Raw genomic sequence first — 18,194 nt, 5'->3', positions numbered from 1 at the left:
GACGTACCGGTGGGCATGACGGACGAGGAGCGGCGGCCGGCCCCCTGGCGGCGCCGGTGCGCGGGGCCGTGGACGGTGCCGGTGCTCGTGGCCGTGCTGCTCGCCCAGATGGCCTTCGCGATGGTGACCACGGCGCTTCAGCAGACGCCGACGATCGACGAACCCGTGTACGTGGGGGCCGGCGTCGACTACGTGCGCGAGCACCGGCTGCGCCTCAACCCCGAACACCCGCCGCTGGGCAAGCTGGTGGTCGGCGTGGGGGTGGCGCTCGCCGGTCCGCGCGTCGACACCTCCTTCGAGGGCGGACAGAGCGCGTGGGGGCGGCATCTGCTGTACGAGTCGGGCAACGATCCGGGGCGGCTGATGCTCTGGGCGCGGCTCCCGGTGATCACGCTGACCCTCCTGTGCGGGCTGGTGGTGTTCGCGTTCGCCCGGGAACTGGCCGGGCCGGCGGGCGGCCTGACGGCGCTCGCCCTGTACGCCTTCTCCCCCGACGTCGTCGCCCACGGTTCGCTCGCCACCCTCGACGCGCCGGCCGCCGCCTTCGTGCTGACGTCGGTGTGGCTGCTGTGGCGCGCCCGGCGCCGTCCCCGGCTGTGTCTGCCGCTCGCCGGGGCGGCGTTGGGGGCCGCTCTCGCGACGAGGGCGAGCACCCTGCCCGCGGTGCCGGTGCTGCTGGTCCTGGCGGCCCTGTCGACGGGGACTCGGACGGGCGGGCGCAGGGCGGCGCGGGCTGCGGCGGGCGCCCTCGTCGTGGCCGCGGGCGCGATCGCCGTCGTCTGGCTGAGCTACGTGGCGGTCGATCCGCGGCTGCGCGGTGCGGCCGGGCAGCCGGCGCCGCCCGGTGTGGCCGGCCTGAAGGGCGCTCTGGTGGACCTGCTGCCCTTCCCGGAGGCCTACCGGGACGGGATGCGGCTGCAGTTCGCGCTGGAGCGTCATCCGTGGCAGGGCTTCCTGTTCGGCCGGCTGTACACGGGCTCGCTGTGGTACTACCTGCCGGCCGCGCTGCTGGTGAAGACGCCGCTGGGCGCGCTCGTCCTGTGGGCCGCCGGAGCCGCCGCCGTGGTGGCGGTACGCCGGCTGCGGCCGGCCGCGCCCCACCTGCTGCTGCCGGCCGCCGTGCTGCTGGTGTCCGCGATGGCGGGCTCGCGGAACTTCGGCACCCGGTACGCGCTGTTCCTGCCGATGCTCCTCGCGGTGGCGGCGGGGTGCGTCCTGGCGGTGCGGGTGCGGTGGGGCCCGGCCGTGACGCTCGCGCTGGTGGGCTTCGTCGCGGTCAGCTCGGTACGGACGTACCCGTACTACCTGCCGTACGGCAACGAGGCGTTCGGCGGGCCGGCCGGGACCCGGCTGCTGCTGCACGACTCGGCCGTGGACTGGGGGCAGGACCTGGGCCGGCTCGCCGACCGGCTGCGCGAGCGGTACCCGGGCGAGCGGGTCTGGCTGGTCTACAAGGGCAGCGGTGTGCCGTCCCACTACGGCATCGAGGCCGCCGACCCGCGCACGGTGCCGGAGCGCGAGGTGCACGGGCTGCTGGTCGTGTCCGACTCCGCGGCGGCCAAGGCGACGGGGCGGCTGGCCGCACTGATCGACAGCAGCCGGCCCGTCGAGGACGTCGGGCACTCGATCACGGTCTACCGCCGCTGAGCGGACGCGGGGTGCGCCTGCGCTAGGGCGAGCCCGCGCTCGGGAAGCCATCGGCGCTGACGTGGGGCAGTACGCGGCTCGCCACGCGATAGCGGCCGTTGGGTACGTCGGCGGACGTGCCGACGTGCACCGCCAGCGGGCCGGCCCACTCGTAGCCGCGCCGCTCGGCGTGCCGGGCCAGACTGTCGGTGAGCACCTGGCCCACCCGGCCGTCACGGCGCGCCAGTTCCTCGTGGACGGCCTCGGCGAGCTCGACGTCGTAGGCGTTGGGGACCATGACCCGGCCTTCGGCGCAGACCACGGCGTTGCTGTCGCACTCGGTGCGCAGGGCGTCGAGGATCTCGACGGGTTCCTTGTCGAGCACCCGCGCCCACAGTGCTTCCCATCGGTTCTCGAGGGCTTTCTCCAGCGCGCTGATCGCGCTCATGCGGTGTCACCTGCCGGGTTGGGGGACGGAGGGTCCGGGGCGGTGGAGCCAGGGACGACGGCTGACCGTGCGGTCATTTCTCGTCGTAGTCGTCGGGACGCACATGAGCCTCCTCGAGGGCTTCCCGCAGGGTCCGGCCGGTGCCGCCGGGCGGGCGCGGGGCGTTCTCCTCACGCCGGTCGGGGACGTCGTCGGTGGTGTCGGTCTTCGGCCGGTTCTCTTCCGGGACGGTCATGACGCGGGCTCCTCGTCGCTGGTGCCGGGTTCTTCCGTGGCGGCGGGTTCCCGCCGGGCGCGGTGCTATCCCCCGCGAGCCCCGGCCGCCCTGGACAACCCCCTGACGGGCGCGGCCGGTGGGCTATGTTGACCTCCGTGGGAGACAAAGGAGGCGCATCCGTGCCATCGCCGCAGCAGGCACGCGCACAGGCATCGGCGATCACCTCGGGACGGACGGCCCCGGAGACGGAGGTCTCCCCCACGTCCCGGCTGAGGACGCTGTTCGACCGCCCACGACTCTCCCCCGGCCAGCGGCGCATCGCCCAGTACCTGATCGAGAACCTCACCGAGGCGGCGTTCCTGTCGATCACGGACCTCGCCGAACGCGCCGGCGTGAGCCAGCCGTCGGTGACCCGGTTCGCGTCGGCGGTCGGTTTCAGCGGCTATCCGGCGCTGCGGGAGCGGCTCCAGTCGATCGCGCTGGGCGGCCGCGGCGGCACCCCGGCCGAGGAGAACGGCGGCAACGAACTGCAGGCGGCCGTCGACGCCGAGATCGAGAACCTGGAGAACCTGCGGCGCGACTTCGCCGACCCCGGGCAGGTCATCGACACCGGCCGGAAACTGGCTTCGTCGACGCCGCTGACCGTCCTCGGGCTGCGCATCTCCGTGTCGCTCGCCGAGTACTTCGCCTACGCCGCCCGCCGCGTCCACCCCGACGTCCGGCTGGTCACCCGCGGCGGCAGCGTCGCCTACGACGCGCTGCTGCAGTCCCGGGAGGCGGGCGGTACCTGGGTGCTGGCCTTCTCCCTGCCCCGGCACGCGCAGGAGACCCTCAACGCCGTCCGGGTGGCCCGCGGGGCCGGACTGAAGGTGGCGCTGATCACCGATCTGGCGCTCGGTCCGGTGGCCGACGAGGCCGACGTCACCTTCGCCACCGGCACCGGGTCCCGGCTGGTCTTCGACTCGTACGCGGCCTCCGGCGTGATGTGCGCGGCGCTGCTCCAGGCCATGACCGACGCCGATCCGGAGCGGACGCAGGCCCGGCTCGAGGAGTACGAGCAGATCGCCGAGCAGCACCAGTTCTTCCTGCGGGACTGAGCCCGCTGCGCCGGGCGCCCCGGGGTGACCGGCCCCAGCAGGCATGAATGTTTTCATACGTCTTGCAAAGCGGATGGCATATATAAATACTGCTCACGGATCGCGCCCCGGACGCCCGGAGCGCGTCCGCATCTGCGCGAACACCCCGGCCGCCGACTCCTACCCGCTCCGGCGCCACCCCGGGTGTTCGTTCGGGCACCGCCTGCGCGAGGGCCCGAGGCGGTCCCGGCCATCCCCTAGGCCGGGGCCGCCCACAACGTCGCAGCACCCCGTCGACGCCGCACACCCCGGAAGCGATGATCATGCCCCTGACGACCACGCGCCTCAGCCCGGACTGGCCGTGCCAGGTCAAGAGCCCCGGCAGCTACGACTGGGAGCGCTCGGCGGCCAAGTGGCTGCGGGAGCTGGTACCGGCCCGCTACGCCGGCTACCCGGCGCTGATCCGGCATCCCGTCCTGCTCGCCCGCCACGCGCAGATCCAGGTCCAGCACGAGTTGCGGGTGGCCCGCACCGCCCTGCAGACCGCCCGCGCCGACCTGCCGCGGCTCGGCATGCCGGAGTCGGTCATCGAGCACACGATCAAGCTCTACCTGGCGGAGCTGCGGCAGTTGCAGCACATCGCTCGCAGCGTGCGCGTGGTCACCGAGGCGCTGGTCGAGCGGGGTACGACCGCACGCTGACCCCGCCCGTCGCCGCCCGGGGCGCCCGCCCCGGGGACCGTCCGGGGGGCCGCGGGGAAATCAGGGCGAGCACCTGCCGACGGGCAGCCCTCGATGCGCGGTCCGTGTGCCATGCTCGTGGCGTGACGAGCGAGCACGCCGCGCGGGCGGATCGCGGCGCCTCGGCCGACCCGGCCGGACCGGCCCGGGTCGCCGCCGGAGAGCGTGCCGAGACCGACCGGCTGCACGACCTCGCCACGACGGCGGCCGTCGTGGCACGGGCCGAGGGCGCCCTGATGGCACTCACCGGCATCTCCGCCGAGGCGGCGCGCGAGACGCTGGTCCGGCGCGCGCGGGCGGAGCGGCGCACGCTGCTGGAGGAGTGCCGCGTCACGCTCGCCGCCCTGCCCCCGCACGCCGCCGTCCAACGGCAGGAGCAGCGACTGGCGGACCTGCAACGCCTGGGCGACCTCGGCTGGGCGGACTGGGACCTGGTCGCCGGCGAAGCCGTCTGGTCCGGCCAGGTCTTCGCCATCTTCGGCCGCGATCCCGCGCGCGGGCCGGTCGCCCTCTGCGGCCTGCCCGGCCTCGCCCTGCCGGACGACGGGCCCGCGCTGACCCGGGCCGTGCGGGCGCTGACGCGCGAGGGGCGGTCCTGCGACGTACCGTTCCGGATCATGACGCCTGGCGGTGTCCGGCACCTGCGGATCGTGGCCGAGGCGGTGACGGACGGCGAGGGTACGCCCGTCGAGGTGCACGGCTTCGTCCAGGACCTGACCGCGCGGCGCCGTGCGGAGCTGGCGCTGGTCGAGAGCGAGCGGGCGATCCTGACCCAGCACGACGTGCTGCTGGCCGAACGGACGCTGGCCGCCCGGTTGCAGGACGCGCTGCTGCCCCTGCCCCGGCGCCCCGTCCGGCCGGCCGGGCTGCGCGTCGAGGTCGCCTATCTGCCCGCGCAGGCGGGCGTGCAGGTCGGCGGCGACTGGTTCAGCGCCATAGAACTCCCGGACGGGGACGCCCTGTTCGTGGTCGGGGACGTCGCCGGTCACGGTGTGGACGCCGTCGCCACGATGGCCCAGCTGCGCTTCACCGCCAAGGGCATGGTCGTCACGGGCTCCTCGCTGACCGGCGCCCTGGCCCGCCTCAACACGCTGCTGCTGCACTCCCGGGGCGCCCACGGCACGGCAAGCATGGTCATGGCCCGCTACTCGCCCGCGCGGCGACGGCTGGCGTGGGCGCAGGCCGGTCATCTGCCGCCGCTGCTGCTGCGCGCCGGGAGGGCCCGCTACCTCGACCGGCCGCGGGGCATCCTGCTGGGTGCGAGCACCTCCCCGGTCTTCGCGGAGGCGGAGTGCCGCCTGGAGCCCGGCGACCGTCTCCTGCTGTACACGGACGGCCTGGTGGAGCGGCCCCCCGACGGCATCGACCGCGGCCTCGTACGGCTCGCCGGCGCCGCCGCGGCGAGCGGAGCCGGCACGGCGGGCACGCTGGAGCCGCTGCTCGCGGCGCTGCTGCCGGAGGACGAACTGCGGGACGACGTCTGCGTCCTGGACATACGGGTCCCCGACGATCCGGCGCCGCGGACGTCGACGGCGCCGGGCGTAGACGGCGCCGCGGACGCAGACGGGGCCGAGGACGTCAGTCCACCGGGTGGCCGGCCTCGACGCCGCTGACGTCGCCGAGCCGCAGCAGCGGCCGGCCGGGCGTCTCGCGCCCGCCCCACTCGACCGGTTCGAGGACGTGGCCGACGTGGTCGCCGCCGGCGACCCGCTCCACGACCCGGCCGACGAACCACGCCTCGGCGTCCTCCAGCAGTACCGTCCCGCCGTGTCCGCGGCGCTTGCGGACCTGCCGGAACTTGTCCACGTCGTCGCCGGTCCGCCCGCCGAACACCTCGGCCAGTCCGTGCTGCCCCCGGGCCAGCAGGTGGACGGCCAGGTACTCGGCGGACCGGGCCACCCGGAAGGTGCGGTTGACCTCGGACAGCCACACGACGAACCGCACGGGCCGCATGGAGCACTGGGAGGCGAAGCCGACCAGGCAGCCCGCCTCCTCCCCGCCCGCGGCCGCCGTCACCACGCACATGTCCGGGTCGAGCCGGTCGAGAAAGACGTCCATGCCCGCCATGCTAGGCAGGGCCGTCCCGGCGGGCCGGGGCCGACCGGTCGTCAGCTCTCGAGCAGGCGGCGCAGGGCCGCTTTCATCGCCGCCACGAAGGCGTCCCGGCGCGGCGCGTCGAGGACGTCCAGCGACAGGTACGGGTTGAGGTCCTCCAGCTCGACCAGCAGCAGTCCGCCGCCGGGAGCGCGGCAGGCGTCCACGCGCTGGATGCCGTGCTCGATGCCGTTCCACTCGATGAACCGCCGGGCGAACTCGAGGTCCTCCGGCGTCGCTTCGTAGGGTTCCAGCTGCCAGCGCCGGTCGGGGTGCGGCGCGTACAGGGCGTACTGGAAGTCGTGGTCGACGAAGTAGAAGGACACCTCGTGGGCGAAGTCGACGCGCGGCTGGACGAGGACGTCACCGGCTCCCTCGCGCACCGCCTCCCGGGCCCTCCACGCCGGGACGAACCGCAGTCCGAGGGAGTCGGCGCCCAGCTTCGGCTTCACCACGTACTCCTCGGCGGCGGGCAGCCGGTCCAGGTGCTCGAGCCGGTCGACGGTGGGGATGACGGGGTATCCGGCGGCCGTCAGGTCGAGCAGGTACTGCTTGCCGGCCATGTCCGCCCGGCCGGTGAGCTGGTTGTAGACGCGGGCACCGCACGCGGCCGCGCGCTCGCGGAAGGCGACGTACGCGGCCAGATGCCCCAGCACCGGACCGCTGTTGCGGACGACGACGGCGTCGAAGCCGTCCAGCAGCGCGGCGGCGTCGCGCGGGTCGCACAGGGCCAGGTCGAAGTCCTCGCGCAGCCGGGAGGTCAGCAGGATGTCCTCGTCGCAGTAGCGCCGTCCCCGGGCCTGATAGGCGAGGTCGGTGACGTAGAGGATGCGGGGGCGTTCGGACGGCATGGGGACTCCTCGGGACGACCGCAGGCGATCGTATGTGATCACCGTGGGAGAGGACGAGGGTCCGGAACCTTCCCCTACCCTGCACTCAGTGCCACATCTCCTCCACCGCGAATGGCTCATTCCTCCAGCAGGCCAGGAATTCGGGGGCAGACAGCACCTTTACGCGTGGCACTGAGTGCCATACTCTGTCGTCGTGCACGGTGGCACCGTCCCCGAGCACACGCGTGCCCGGGCAGCCGCGCACGCGGGATTCCGGCCCGAGTGCAGGGAGTTGACAGCGTGTACCACCCCTCAGGAAGCGTCGCTCAGCAGACAGCCGGCTCCGCGACGGCGGTGCTCGACCACGGGGCTCCGGAGACCGAGGCCATCTACTTCCAGCGCTGCACCTGGTGCGGCACCTCGATGTACCACCGGCTGCTGTGTCCGGTCTGCCGCGGCAGCGACCTGCGCACGGAGCGCAGCGAGGGCACCGGTACGGTGCGCCACACCACCGTGGTGCACCGCAACACCCCCGCCGCGCGGAATGTGTCCCTGATCGAGATGGCCGAGGGCTTCGTCGTGCGCGGCCGGGTCACCGGTCCGCTCATCGGCATCCACAGCGGGGACCGGGTGCGGCTGTCCACGGCCAAGGACCCGGTGCGGGGCGAGCCGGTCTTCCAACTGGTCGACGACTCCTACCGCGCCTGGACCTGAGCCGGGCCCTCAGGGCGTGAGCGTGATCGTGATCCCCACCGTGCCGTCCAGGCCCCGGCGCAGCCGGCTCCCGAGGAGGGTGAGCCGGCCGACGATGCCGTACTTGCGGGCGATGAGCGCGCGGTAGCGGCCGGCCGTGGCGGCGTCGCCGATCTCGGCGGTCGCGGGGACCTGGTCGCCGGTCGGATTGCCCCGCACGTCGCAGGGGCCGACCAGGACGTCGGCGCGCTTGCGGATGCGCTTGACCTTCCCGGAGTCGGCGGCCGTCCACACGCCGAGCACGTCCCCGTCCCGTACGACCCACACCGGGGTGGCGACGGGGGTGCCGCTCTTGCGGTAGCTGGTGACCAACAGGTACTTGCCGGCCCCGAGCCGGGCCAGTGACGCCTCGTCCATGGTCGGGAAGTCTAGGCCCGCACCCGTATGTGCGTGGCCGGTACGCGACAAGTACGCGCGCGTCCCGGCTCAGGTCAGGGCCGCCGCCATCCTGCGCACCGCCTCCGTGATCACCTCCGGGGAGGTGGCGAGGTTGAGCCGGACGTGTCCCGCCCCGCCGGTGCCGAAGTCCGGGCCCGGGCTGAGGGCGACCCGGCCGCGGTGGAGGAAGACCTCCGCCGGGTCGTCGCCGAGGCCGAGCGCGCGGCAGTCGAGCCAGGCCAGGTACGTCGACTCTCCCGGGTGGTGGACGACGCCGGGCAGGTGGGCCGCCAGCAGGCCGGTGAGCAGCCGCCGGTTCTCGTCGAGCCCGGTGAGCACGGCGTCGAGCCAGGCGGTGCCGTCGCGCAGGGCGGCCGTGTGGGCGATGACGCCGATGTGGCTGGGGCCGTGTCCGACCTCCTCGGGCATCCGGGCCAGGTCGGCGGCAGCGGCGGGTCCGGCGAGGGCGAGTGCCGCCTTGAGCCCGGCGAGATTCCACCCCTTGGACGCCGACATCAGCGACAGGCCGCGTTCGGCGCCGGGGACGCTCAGGTACGGCACGAACCGCACGCCGCGGGCGACGACGGGGGCGTGGATCTCGTCGGCCACGACCCGGACGCCGTACCGCTCGGCGAGGGCGGCGATCGCGGCCAGTTCCTCGGCGGTGTGCACGGTGCCGGTCGGGTTGTGCGGGCTGCACAGCAGATGGGCGGCCCGCCCGCCGCCGGCGACCGCCCGCCGGAAGGCGTCCTCCAGCACCTCGAGGTCGATGCGGAGGTCCGTGCCGAGCGGCGCCTCGACCACGCGCCGGTCCAGGTGCGTCACGAACTGGTAGAACGGCGGGTACACCGGCGGGTTGACGATCACCGGGTCGCCGGGGCCGGTGACCAGCTTGAGCATCTCGACGACGCCGAGCATCACGTCGGGCACGATCGCGGTGCGCTCCACGGCCAGGCCGTCCCAGCCCCAGCGCTTGCCCGCGAAGGCGGCCAGCGCCTGGGCGTAGGCGGTTCCGGCGGGGTAACCGGTGTCGCCGAGCTCCATGGCCTCGGTGACGGCCCGCACGACGGGTTCGGCGAGCGGCACGTCCATCTCGGCGACCCACAGCGGCAGCACGTCGGCGGGGTGGGTGCGCCACTTCATGCTCGTGCGCCGGCGCAGCCGGTCGAGGGTGAGCGCGCGCAGGGGGTCGGGGTCACCGGGCGGGTCCTGCGGGATCCTGGTCATGAGGCTCAAGATAGGGGGCCGCGGTGTGACCGGGAAACGGGACGACGGGGCGCCGGGGACGCCGGCCGGGGTGTTCCTGGAGGTCGCGTGCGACGAGTCGGGCTCGGACGGGGAGAACCTGACCGGCGGGAACACCGACGTCTTCGCGCACGCCGGTGTGTGTCTGCCCGTGGCCCCGGCCGCCGAGGCGGTGCTGACGGTACGGGACCGGATCCGGTCGCCCGCGGAGGAGTACAAGGCGAACCATCTGCTGCGGGAGAAGCACCGGCCCGTTCTGGAGTGGCTGCTCGGCCCGTCGGGGCCGCTCCACGGGCACGCGCACGTCCACCTCACGGAGAAGGCGTACTTCGTGGTGGACCGCACGGTCGCCCTGCTGCTCGGCGATCCGGCCGGGGCGCTCCCCCTGTACCGGGCGGGGCGGCGGATCGCCGGGGAGGAGAGCTGGCGGGCGTTCCTGACGTCGGCGAACCGGCTGCTGTGGGTGCGCGGCAACGGCGACGGTGCGGACGCAGGGGCGCGGGCGGCGCCCGTCGACGCGTTCTTCCGCGCCGTGGACGTGCTGCGCGGTGCCCGGCCGCCGGACGGGCCGGCCGCGACCCTGGAGCGGCTCGCGGCGTCCCGGCCCCGCGCGGACGCCTGCCGGGCCCGCCTCACGTCCTCTCCCGCGCCGATCCCGGTGCTGGATCCGCTGCTTCCGGCCGTGGTCGCCACCGCCGCGCACTGGAGCGCGGCCGGGCGGCCGGTGCGCCTGGTGCACGACCGGCAGAACACGCTCACGCCCGAGCGCATCGCCTGGATCGTGGAGCGGGCCCGGCTCGGCGGCGTCCGGCTCGACGGGCTGCGGCTGGTGCACGCGCGCCTCGACGCACGGGTCCAGCTCGCCGACTTCCTGGCCGGGATCGCCCGGTCGCTCGCCTCCGACGCGCTCGGCGGCCAGGACGACGCGGTCCTCACCGGGCTGCTGCGTCCCTATCTCGACGCGGCCTCCGTGTGGGGGGACGAGGGCAGTTGGCGGCGGCTCGCCGGGGAGGGGGCGGGATCGCCGTCGCGCTGAACAGGGCCGTCCCCGGGGCCGTATGGAGGGAGGGCGCCCGAGGTCCGCGGGCCCCCGCGGCGGTGACGCCGCGCATCCGGGTTCGGGAGCGCACGCATGAGGCACGCACGACGACGCATCGTCCGGCGAGTGGCACGGCTGGCCGCCGTCGGCGGACTCCTGCTGGGCGGCACGATGGTCACCCGGGCCGTGGCGAGCGAGCCTCCCGGCGTGGCGGCCGCCCGGCACACGCCGGCCGGGCCGGCGTCCGACGCCGGCGGCGCTCTCGTGGCCCGCCTCGGCACCTCCCGTACGGCCGGACACTGGATCGGCTCCGACGGGCGGCCGGTCGTCGCGGTCACCGACGACGATGCGGCCGACGAGGTGCGGCGGGCGGGCGCCGAGGCGAAGGTGGTCCCGCACAGCATGACGGAGCTGAAGTCGGCGACGTCCGTGCTGCGTTCGGCGCCCCGGGTGGCGGGGACGGCGTGGGCCCTCGACTACCGGTCGAACGAGGTGGTGGTCCGGGGTGACGGCACCGTCTCCGGGGCCGACTGGGCACGGCTGACGCGGGTCGCGGAGGGCATCGGCGGCTTCGTCCGCATGGAGCGCACGGAGGGCGCGTTCACGACGCGCCTGAACGGGGCCCGGCCGATCCTGTCGACGGCCGGCCGCTGCTCGGCGGGGTTCAACGTGACCGACGGCACGAGCGACTTCATCCTCACCGCCGGTCACTGCGGGCCGACGGGCTCGGTCTGGTTCGGGGGCGACGAGGGCGGCGGCCGGCAGCTCGGGAGGACGGTCGCCGGGAGTTTTCCCGGGGACGACTTCTCCCTGGTGGAGTACGCGAACGGCCGGGCGGGGGACGGCGCCGACGTGGTGGCGGTCGGCGACGGCAAGGGGGTGCGGATCACGGGCGCCGGCCAAGCGGCCGTCGGCCAGCGGGTGTTCCGCAGCGGCAGCACGAGCGGGCTGCGCGCCGGTCAGGTCACCGCGCTCGACGCGACGGTCAACTACCCGGAGGGCACGGTCACGGGCCTCATCCAGACGAACGTGTGCGCCGAACCCGGGGACAGCGGCGGCCCGATGTTCTCCGAGGGGATCGCCCTCGGCGTGACGTCGGGCGGCAGCGGCGACTGCACCGAGGGCGGGACGACGTTCTTCCAGCCGGTGACGGAGGCGCTGGCATCGCTCGGCATGCGCGTGATCGTCTCGTCGCCGGACGGGACCGGGCAGCGGGCCGCGCCGCCCGCGGCCTCCGGTGCCGCCGCGCCGGGTGCGGCGGCACCGGGGGCGTCGGCGCCGGTGACGGGCGTCGACGGGTCGACGCTGCTGTCCCGGCTCACCGACCGCCGCAACATCGGCCCGGGACTGCTGGTGATCGCGGGCAGCCTGATCGCGCTGGCGGGCACCCGGTGGCTGCGGACGGAGCAGGACCGCAAGGCGTACCGGCGGCACTACTCGGCTACGTGGGGCTGAGTCGCGAGGGGGACCCGGCGGTGTGCGGCCGGGTGGCGAGGGTCACCGAGGAGCCTCGGGCGGTCAGGCGGCCTTCACCGGCTCGGAGGGCGCGGCGGCCCATTCCAGGACGAGGCGCTGGTATTCCTCGCGCTGCTCGACGCTCAGTGTCCCGCCCGACCGGAGCCACAGGGCCCGGATCTCCTCGTTGACCTCGGCAGCCGATCGCTCGGAGGAAGGCTCAACAGTGGTGGACATGCTGTGAAGCATACGGTGCCAGGCGTGAAGACGATGTGAGTAATCGCGAGCCAAACGGACATATCAGACCGTGTTACTGATCACGTCGATCCTCCCATCTGTCAAGACCCGTCGGCCAGTTCGTTACCGACGGCTGTGTCCTGACGCACATGCCCCGTCTTCCCGCGTCCCTCGGTGTGCCGGTGCGCCGTGGCGGGGTACGGCTTCGGCGTGACGGCTGTCACCCGGCCGGTCAGGTCCCTCCGTCGACCAGCGAAAGGGCACGCTCCCCATGACGTTCTCCCTCGGCATCGTCGGCGCCGGTCAGTTCTCCGGCCGGTTCGCCAGGCTGTTCCGGGCCCATCCCGGTGTGCGCGACGTGTACGTCACCGACCTGATCCCGGAGCGGGCCGAGCGGCTCGCCGCCGCCGAAGGCCTCACCGGCACCTTCCCCGGCTACGAGGCGATGCTGGAGTCGCCGGCGGTCGACGCCGTGGCGGTCTTCACGCAGCGCTGGACCCACGGCCCGCTGGTGCTCCAGGGACTGAGGGCGGGCAAGCACGTGTACTCGACGGTCCCCATGGCGATCGGCGTGGAGGAGATCGCGGAGATCCTCGACACGGTCCGGGCGACCGGACTGACGTACATGATGGGTGAGACCAGTCACTACCACCCGGCCGCCGTGTACGCCCGCGACCGGATCGCCGAGGGTGCCTTCGGGCGGCTCTTCTACGCCGAGGGCGACTACGTCCACGACATGGACCTGGGCTTCTACGACGCCTACCGGTACAGCGGGGGTGAGGAGTGGAGGTCCACCGCCAGCTATCCGCCGATGCTCTACCCGACGCACTCGGTGGGCGGGGTGCTGGGCGCCTGGCGGACGCACGCGGTGAGCGTCTCGGCGATCGGCGTGGTGGACGAGCGCGGAGACGGGGTCTTCGACCGGTCGGTCAGCCGGTTCGACAACGACGTCTCCAACGCGACCGCGCTGTTCGAGGTGGCCGGCGGCGGGTCGTTCCGCACGAACGAGTTCCGGCGGGTCGGCTATCCCTCGTTCATCCGGGAGTCCCGTTTCCGGTTCTTCGGCACCGAGGCGAGCATGGAGCAGCTCGCCACGGTGGCTCTGTGGCAGGACAAGAACGGGGTGGAGGACATCAGCGAGCTGCTCGAACCCAGGCCCGCCACGGACCCCGACGACCCGTCCCTGCGGCATGTCGCGCCGGAGCTTCGGGCCGCCTTCACCTCGGGTTCGGCGCCGGTGCACGACCGGAGGCGGCTGCCGCGGTCCTTCGACCGTCTGCACAACGGCCACGAGGGCAGCCACCACTTCCTGGCGGACGACTTCGTGACCGCGGTCGCCACCCGCACCCTGCCGCCCGTGAACGCCTGGGTCGCGGCCCGCTACACCCTGCCGGGCATCGTCGCGCACGAGTCCGCGCGGCAGGGTGGTGTCAGGCTGGAGATCCCGGACTTCGGGGACGCGCCGGGGCCGTGAGGAGGCCGCGCCCGTCAGGTGCCCGGCTTGCGGCCGTACACGTAGACGTCGTCGCCGTTCTTCAGCAGCGACCAGTACTTCCTGGCGTCGGTCTTCGTCATGTTGACGCAGCCGTGGGAGCCCGGCGGGTTCCACATGCTGACGCCGACCGAGTGGAAGGCCTGGCCGCCGTCGAAGAACTGGCTGTAGGGCATCGGCACGTCGTAGATCGTGGAGACGTGGTCGATGTGCCGCCAGTAGATCTTCTTCAGGCCGGTGCGGGTCTCGTAGCCGTTGCGGCCCGTACGGACCGGCACCGGGCCGTAGACGAGCTTCTTCCCGTCCTGGATCCAGCTCAGCTGGAGGGTCAGGTCGACGCAGGCGATACGGCCCTTGTTGACCGGACACTTGCCCGACTTGTTCGGGTTCTTCCCGACGGCCTTCTGCTTCTGCATCAGGTCCATCACGCCCCAGGTGACGGGGCCCGCGTAGCCGATGTTCGGCGTGATGCCGTGCTTGGTCTGGAAGGCCCGGGTCGCCGTGCAGTCGGCGGCGGACTGCTTGCCGTCGACGGGGCGGCCCAGGAACTTCTCGACCTTCTTCTGGTACGGACCCGTCTGCGTGGTGCAGCTCGCGGCCTGCGCCGGTGCCGCGCCGAGCGCGAGGGTGAGCGGCGCCACCAGTGCGGTGAGCCCGAGTGCGACGGCACCCCGTCTGCGTATGTCCCCCATGGCCGGTCAGCCTTTCGCGTCGAAGGGGTGGAACGGGCGGAGGTCGCCCGTGGTGCGATCCCCGGCCTGGTAGACAGTTCACCGGCGGCTTCGGTTGCCCGCCGCGCCGCACCGCGACCGAACCGTGACGAACGACACCGTTCCGCCCGTACCGGCGTGCGGGTCAGTCCGTGGCGCCCCGTTCCTCCACTGCCTGCCGGAAGCCGGTGTTGACCGCGGTCAGGCCGCCGTCGACGGTCAGCGTGGTGCCGGTGATCCAGGACGCGTCGCGCGAGGCGAGGAAGGCGACGGCCGCCGCGATGTCCTCGGGCTCGCCCACCCGGCCCAGCGGATAGAGCCCCCGGACGGCCGCCAGTTCCTTGTCCCGGCCCTCCCAGGCGGTGGTGCGCACGGTGCCGGGCATCACCAGGTTGACGCGGACTCCCCGCGCGGCGGCGTGTCCGGCGAGGGTGCGGGTCAGGGAGGCCAGGCCCGCCTTGGCGGCGCTGTAGGCGTGGTTGCCGAAGTCCTGGTGGCCGTTGACCGAGCCGATGCTGACGATCGCGCCGCGGCCGGAGGCCGCCAGGCGGGGCAGTGCGGCGCGGCAGCATCGGTAGGCGCCGGTGAGGGTGACGTCGAGGTCGCGCGCCCACGCCTCGTCCGGTTCGTCCTCGAAGAGCGGGGCGTCGGGGGTGCAGGCGTAGGCGTTGTTGACGAGCACGTCGAGGGAGCCGAAGGCATCGACGGCACGGGCGACGGCGGCCTCGACGGACGCCCGGTCGGCGACGTCGCAGACGGACGCCTCGGCGGTCAGCCCCCGCGCCCGCAGCGCCGCCGCGGCCCGCTCGGCCGCGGGCCCGTCCACGTCGGTCACCAGCACCCCGGCCCCCTCCTCGGCGAGCCGTGCGGCGGTGGCGGCGCCGATGCCGCGCGCGGCGCCGGTGACGAGAACGCCGTGTCCTTCGAAGCGCTCGGTGTCGGTCATGGGGCCGACGGTAGTGCCTGGCCGCCCTGCGGTCACCGGTACCCGGTGACGTCGGCCGGCTTGTCCGCGTCCTGGACCTCGACGAGGTAGCGCCAGGCGTCGGGGCGGCTGCCGTCGAGGTCGGTGAAGCCGTACTCCCGCGCGAGCCCGCCGCTGGAGAGGGACTGCCCGTTGAAGCGGGCGACGTTCGGGTCGGCGGCCAGTGCGGCGACGGCGCGCCCGACGTAGCGGGGGGTCTCGGAGATGGCGAAGTGGGGGACGCGGTCGAGGGCGTCGCGCCAGTTCTCCTCCCGTACGCCGAAGTGGTCGAGCATGATCTCCGAGCGCAGCCAGCCGGGGGTCAGCGCGACGGCGGTCGCGCCGCGCGGTCCGAGCTCGTGGCCGAGGGCGAAGGCCATGCGCAGCACCGAGGACTTGGCGAGGTCGTAGAAGAAGGAGACCCGGTAGTTCTCGCGGTTGTAGTCGGCGGTGCCGTCGGTGACCTCGACGACGAGCCCGCCGGGGCTGCGCAGCAGCAGCGGGAGGGCGTGGTGGCTGGTGATCGCGTGGGTCTCCACGGCGAGCCGCAGGAGCCTGAGGCCCTTGTCGAGGTCGTGCTCCCAGACGGGGCTGTCCCACTCGAAGAGGTTCTCGCCGCCCCAGATGTCGTTGACCAGGACGTCGAGACGGCCCTGTTCGCGGGCGACGCGGTCGACCAGCGCGGCGACCTCGGCCGGTTCGAGGTGGTCGGTGGGGACGGCGACGCCCTGGCCGCCGGCCTCGGTGACCAGGTCCGCGGTGTCCTCGACGGTCTCGGGGCGGTCGTACTCCGAGCGCCGGGCGCGGGTGGTGCGGCCGGTGACGTAGACGGTGGCGCCCGCCGCGCCCAGTTCGACGGCGATGCCGCGTCCGGCGCCGCGGGTCGCTCCGGCGACGAGTGCGACCCTGCCCTCGAGTGACTTTGCCATGTCCGGCTCCCGTTCCCTCTCACCACGAACCATCACGTGCTCACCCGGGGCTCCGGGTGAGCGATGTCGTGATCGAGACTGCCCGGGAAGCCGGACATCTTCTGTCACCTTTTCCGCGTGTTGCCCAGCTTGGCGCCGAGTGCCGCGCGGTCCGGTGTCAGTGGCCGCGGTCGATCCACTCCTTCAGATGCGGGGCCTCGGCGCCGATCGTGGTGGAGTCGCCGTGGCCGGTGCGGACCTCCGTCTCGGGCGGCAGCACGAGGAGCCGGTCGCGGATCGAGTCGATGATCGTCGGGAAGTGGGAGTAGGACCGGCCGGTGGCGCCCGGGCCGCCCTGGAAGAGCGTGTCGCCGGTGAAGACGGTGCCGAGGCCCGGGTCGTAGAGGCAGACGGCGCCGGGGGCGTGTCCGGGGGTGTGCAGGACCGTCAGGTCGGCGCCGGCGGCCTCGATGACCTGGCCGTCGGTCAGCCAGGCGTCCGGTTCCCGGTCGGGGTGGGTCTGCTGCCACAGCGGCATGTCGTCGCGGTGCAGCCAGATGGTGGCGCCGGTGCGCTCGGCGAGGGCGGGGGCGGCGTTGACGTGGTCGTTGTGGGCGTGGGTGCACACGATGGCGGTCAGGCGCCGGTCCCCGACGGCCTCGAGGATGGCGTCGGCGTCGTGGGCGGCGTCGATGACGACGACCTCGTGGTCGTCGCCGACCAGCCAGACGTTGTTGTCGACGTCCCAGGTGCCGCCGTCGAGGCTGAACCGGCCGGAGGTGACGAGGCGTTCGATGCGGGCGGTCATCACAGCACCACCACCGAACGCAGCACGTCACCGGCGTGCATCCGCTCGAAGGCCTTCTCGACCTCGTCGAGCCGGATGGTCTCGGTGACGAACTTGCCGAGGTCCAGGCGGCCCTGGAGGTGGAGGTCGACGAGCATCGGGAAGTCGCGGGAGGGCAGGCAGTCGCCGTACCAGGAGGACTTCAGCGACCCGCCGCGTCCGAAGACGTCGAGGAGCGGCAGTTCGAGCTTCATCTCGGGCGTCGGGACGCCGACGAGGACGACGGTGCCGGCCAGGTCGCGGGCGTAGAAGGCCTGCCGGTACGTCTCCGGGCGGCCGACGGCCTCGATGACGACGTCGGCGCCGAAGCCGCCGGTCAGTTCGCGGATCGCCTCGACGGGGTCGTTCTCACGGGAGTTGACGGTGTGGGTGGCGCCCATGGAACGGGCGGTCTCCAGCTTGCGGTCGTCGATGTCGACGGCGATGATCTTCGCGGCTCCGGCGAGGCGGGAGCCGGCGATCGCCGCGTCGCCGACGCCGCCGCAGCCGATGACGGCGACGGTGTCGCCGCGGCCGACGTCGCCGGTGTTGATGGCGGCGCCGATGCCTGCCATCACGCCGCAGCCCAGCAGGCCGGCGACCTCGGCGGAGACGGACGGGTCGACCTTGGTGCACTGCCCGGCGGCGACCAGGGTCTTCTCGGCGAAGGCGCCGATGCCGAGCGCCGGGGAGAGCTCCTGGCCGGTGGAGGCGAGGGTCATCTTCTGCTCGGCGTTGTGGGTGTCGAAGCAGTACCAGGGGCGCCCGCGCAGACATGCCCGGCACTTGCCGCACACGGCACGCCAGTTGAGGATCACGAAGTCGCCGGCGGCGACGTCGGTGACCCCGGCGCCGACCGACTCCACGATGCCCGCGGCCTCGTGGCCGAGCAGGAAGGGGAAGTCGTCGCTGATGCCGCCCTGCTTGTAGTGCAGGTCGGTGTGGCAGACGCCGCAGGCCTGGATCTTGACCACGGCCTCGCCCGGTCCGGGATCGGGCACGACGATCGTCTCGATCCGCACCGGCTCGTCCTTGCCCGGTGCGATCACGCCGCGTACTTCCTGCGCCATGGTCCTGACTCCTTCTTCGCCCACTCGTGGTTCCTCCCCGACCCTACGCGCAACTGATCGTCAGGGCGCCGGTGACGGGGCGGTTC

General features: G+C 73.6%; 19 protein-coding genes and 1 pseudogene. 8 read left to right on the top strand and 12 right to left on the bottom strand.

The annotated features are described in order from the left end of the window. Nucleotides 1-15: 15 nt before the first annotated feature. Complete coding sequence (locus AB0E77_RS28200; RefSeq protein ID WP_361575823.1) at nucleotides 16-1,647, top strand: phospholipid carrier-dependent glycosyltransferase; 1,632 nt, start codon at nucleotides 16-18, stop codon at nucleotides 1,645-1,647. A 22-nt stretch (nucleotides 1,648-1,669) separates the two neighbouring features. Here the strand turns inward: AB0E77_RS28200 and AB0E77_RS28195 are convergent, their stop codons facing one another. Continuing rightward, a complete protein-coding gene (locus AB0E77_RS28195) occupies nucleotides 1,670-2,074 on the bottom strand; it encodes a DUF3662 domain-containing protein (RefSeq protein WP_361575787.1) in 405 nt (134 codons plus the stop codon). A gap of 73 nt (nucleotides 2,075-2,147) precedes the next feature. Beyond that, nucleotides 2,148-2,309, bottom strand: a complete 162-nt coding sequence (locus AB0E77_RS28190; protein WP_361575784.1) for a hypothetical protein — start codon at nucleotides 2,307-2,309, stop codon at nucleotides 2,148-2,150. A gap of 161 nt (nucleotides 2,310-2,470) precedes the next feature. Between AB0E77_RS28190 and AB0E77_RS28185 the strand changes: the two genes are divergently transcribed. From AB0E77_RS28185 to AB0E77_RS28175, 3 genes and pseudogenes are all read left to right on the top strand, one after another. Beyond that, a complete protein-coding gene (locus AB0E77_RS28185) occupies nucleotides 2,471-3,388 on the top strand; it encodes a MurR/RpiR family transcriptional regulator (protein WP_361575777.1) in 918 nt (305 codons plus the stop codon). A gap of 296 nt (nucleotides 3,389-3,684) precedes the next feature. Beyond that, nucleotides 3,685-4,068 carry a hypothetical protein gene (locus AB0E77_RS28180; protein WP_361575774.1) on the top strand — a complete coding sequence of 128 codons (384 nt, stop codon included), beginning with the start codon at nucleotides 3,685-3,687 and terminating at the stop codon, nucleotides 4,066-4,068. Between the two features lie 407 nt (nucleotides 4,069-4,475). Then, nucleotides 4,476-5,618: pseudogene (locus AB0E77_RS28175) on the top strand (SpoIIE family protein phosphatase); the annotation flags it as partial. Nucleotides 5,619-5,685: 67 nt separating this feature from the next. Here AB0E77_RS28175 and AB0E77_RS28170 read toward each other — a convergent pair. Further along, a complete protein-coding gene (locus tag AB0E77_RS28170) occupies nucleotides 5,686-6,174 on the bottom strand; it encodes a flavin reductase family protein (RefSeq protein WP_361575772.1) in 489 nt (162 codons plus the stop codon). A gap of 41 nt (nucleotides 6,175-6,215) precedes the next feature. Beyond that, nucleotides 6,216-7,052: a hypothetical protein gene (locus tag AB0E77_RS28165; RefSeq protein WP_361575769.1), complete on the bottom strand. Its 837-nt coding sequence runs from the start codon at nucleotides 7,050-7,052 to the stop codon at nucleotides 6,216-6,218. A 279-nt stretch (nucleotides 7,053-7,331) separates the two neighbouring features. On the opposite strand from AB0E77_RS28165, the gene AB0E77_RS28160 reads away from it, so the two are divergent. Further along, nucleotides 7,332-7,745: a zinc ribbon domain-containing protein gene (locus tag AB0E77_RS28160; protein WP_361575766.1), complete on the top strand. Its 414-nt coding sequence runs from the start codon at nucleotides 7,332-7,334 to the stop codon at nucleotides 7,743-7,745. 9 nt (nucleotides 7,746-7,754) lie between these two features. On the opposite strand, the gene AB0E77_RS28155 is transcribed toward AB0E77_RS28160, so the two are convergent. Together AB0E77_RS28155 and AB0E77_RS28150 are read right to left on the bottom strand one after the other, a co-directional pair. Beyond that, nucleotides 7,755-8,141 carry a PPOX class F420-dependent oxidoreductase gene (locus tag AB0E77_RS28155; protein ID WP_361575763.1) on the bottom strand — a complete coding sequence of 129 codons (387 nt, stop codon included), beginning with the start codon at nucleotides 8,139-8,141 and terminating at the stop codon, nucleotides 7,755-7,757. A 69-nt stretch (nucleotides 8,142-8,210) separates the two neighbouring features. Next, a complete protein-coding gene (locus AB0E77_RS28150; RefSeq protein ID WP_361575760.1) occupies nucleotides 8,211-9,389 on the bottom strand; it encodes an aminotransferase class I/II-fold pyridoxal phosphate-dependent enzyme in 1,179 nt (392 codons plus the stop codon). 25 nt (nucleotides 9,390-9,414) lie between these two features. Here AB0E77_RS28150 and AB0E77_RS28145 point away from each other — a divergent pair, with 25 nt between their 5' ends. Beyond that, nucleotides 9,415-10,443 (top strand): hypothetical protein, encoded by a 1,029-nt coding sequence (locus AB0E77_RS28145; RefSeq protein WP_361575820.1) that lies wholly within the window; start codon nucleotides 9,415-9,417, stop codon nucleotides 10,441-10,443. Between the two features lie 96 nt (nucleotides 10,444-10,539). Then, nucleotides 10,540-11,901 carry a S1 family peptidase gene (locus AB0E77_RS28140; protein ID WP_361575757.1) on the top strand — a complete coding sequence of 454 codons (1,362 nt, stop codon included), beginning with the start codon at nucleotides 10,540-10,542 and terminating at the stop codon, nucleotides 11,899-11,901. A 63-nt stretch (nucleotides 11,902-11,964) separates the two neighbouring features. Here the strand turns inward: AB0E77_RS28140 and AB0E77_RS28135 are convergent, their stop codons facing one another. Beyond that, on the bottom strand, nucleotides 11,965-12,150 hold the full coding sequence (locus AB0E77_RS28135) for a hypothetical protein (protein WP_361575754.1): 186 nt from the start codon (nucleotides 12,148-12,150) through the stop codon (nucleotides 11,965-11,967). Nucleotides 12,151-12,409: 259 nt separating this feature from the next. Between AB0E77_RS28135 and AB0E77_RS28130 the strand changes: the two genes are divergently transcribed. Next, on the top strand, nucleotides 12,410-13,612 hold the full coding sequence (locus AB0E77_RS28130; protein WP_361575751.1) for a Gfo/Idh/MocA family oxidoreductase: 1,203 nt from the start codon (nucleotides 12,410-12,412) through the stop codon (nucleotides 13,610-13,612). Between the two features lie 14 nt (nucleotides 13,613-13,626). On the opposite strand, the gene AB0E77_RS28125 is transcribed toward AB0E77_RS28130, so the two are convergent. The 5 genes from AB0E77_RS28125 to AB0E77_RS28105 all read right to left on the bottom strand — a co-directional run bounded on the left by AB0E77_RS28125 (nucleotide 13,627) and on the right by AB0E77_RS28105 (nucleotide 18,108). After that, nucleotides 13,627-14,322 (bottom strand): L,D-transpeptidase, encoded by a 696-nt coding sequence (locus tag AB0E77_RS28125; RefSeq protein WP_361575748.1) that lies wholly within the window; start codon nucleotides 14,320-14,322, stop codon nucleotides 13,627-13,629. A gap of 163 nt (nucleotides 14,323-14,485) precedes the next feature. Further along, nucleotides 14,486-15,286, bottom strand: coding sequence for an SDR family NAD(P)-dependent oxidoreductase (locus AB0E77_RS28120; RefSeq protein ID WP_361575746.1), 801 nt, complete (start codon nucleotides 15,284-15,286; stop codon nucleotides 14,486-14,488). A 32-nt stretch (nucleotides 15,287-15,318) separates the two neighbouring features. Further along, nucleotides 15,319-16,233, bottom strand: a complete 915-nt coding sequence (locus tag AB0E77_RS28115) for an SDR family oxidoreductase (protein ID WP_361575743.1) — start codon at nucleotides 16,231-16,233, stop codon at nucleotides 15,319-15,321. A gap of 157 nt (nucleotides 16,234-16,390) precedes the next feature. Beyond that, nucleotides 16,391-17,020, bottom strand: coding sequence for an MBL fold metallo-hydrolase (locus tag AB0E77_RS28110; protein WP_361575740.1), 630 nt, complete (start codon nucleotides 17,018-17,020; stop codon nucleotides 16,391-16,393). After that, nucleotides 17,020-18,108 (bottom strand): S-(hydroxymethyl)mycothiol dehydrogenase, encoded by a 1,089-nt coding sequence (locus AB0E77_RS28105; RefSeq protein ID WP_361575737.1) that lies wholly within the window; start codon nucleotides 18,106-18,108, stop codon nucleotides 17,020-17,022. The genes AB0E77_RS28110 and AB0E77_RS28105 overlap by 1 nt, the downstream gene beginning before the upstream one ends. Nucleotides 18,109-18,194 lie beyond the last annotated feature (86 nt).

The organism is Streptomyces sp. NPDC032940 (genome assembly GCF_040636935.1).
Taxonomy (GTDB): Bacteria; Actinomycetota; Actinomycetes; order Streptomycetales; family Streptomycetaceae; genus Streptomyces.
Note: the sequence above shows the minus strand (reverse complement) of the source record. Positions and strands in the feature narration are given on the sequence as shown.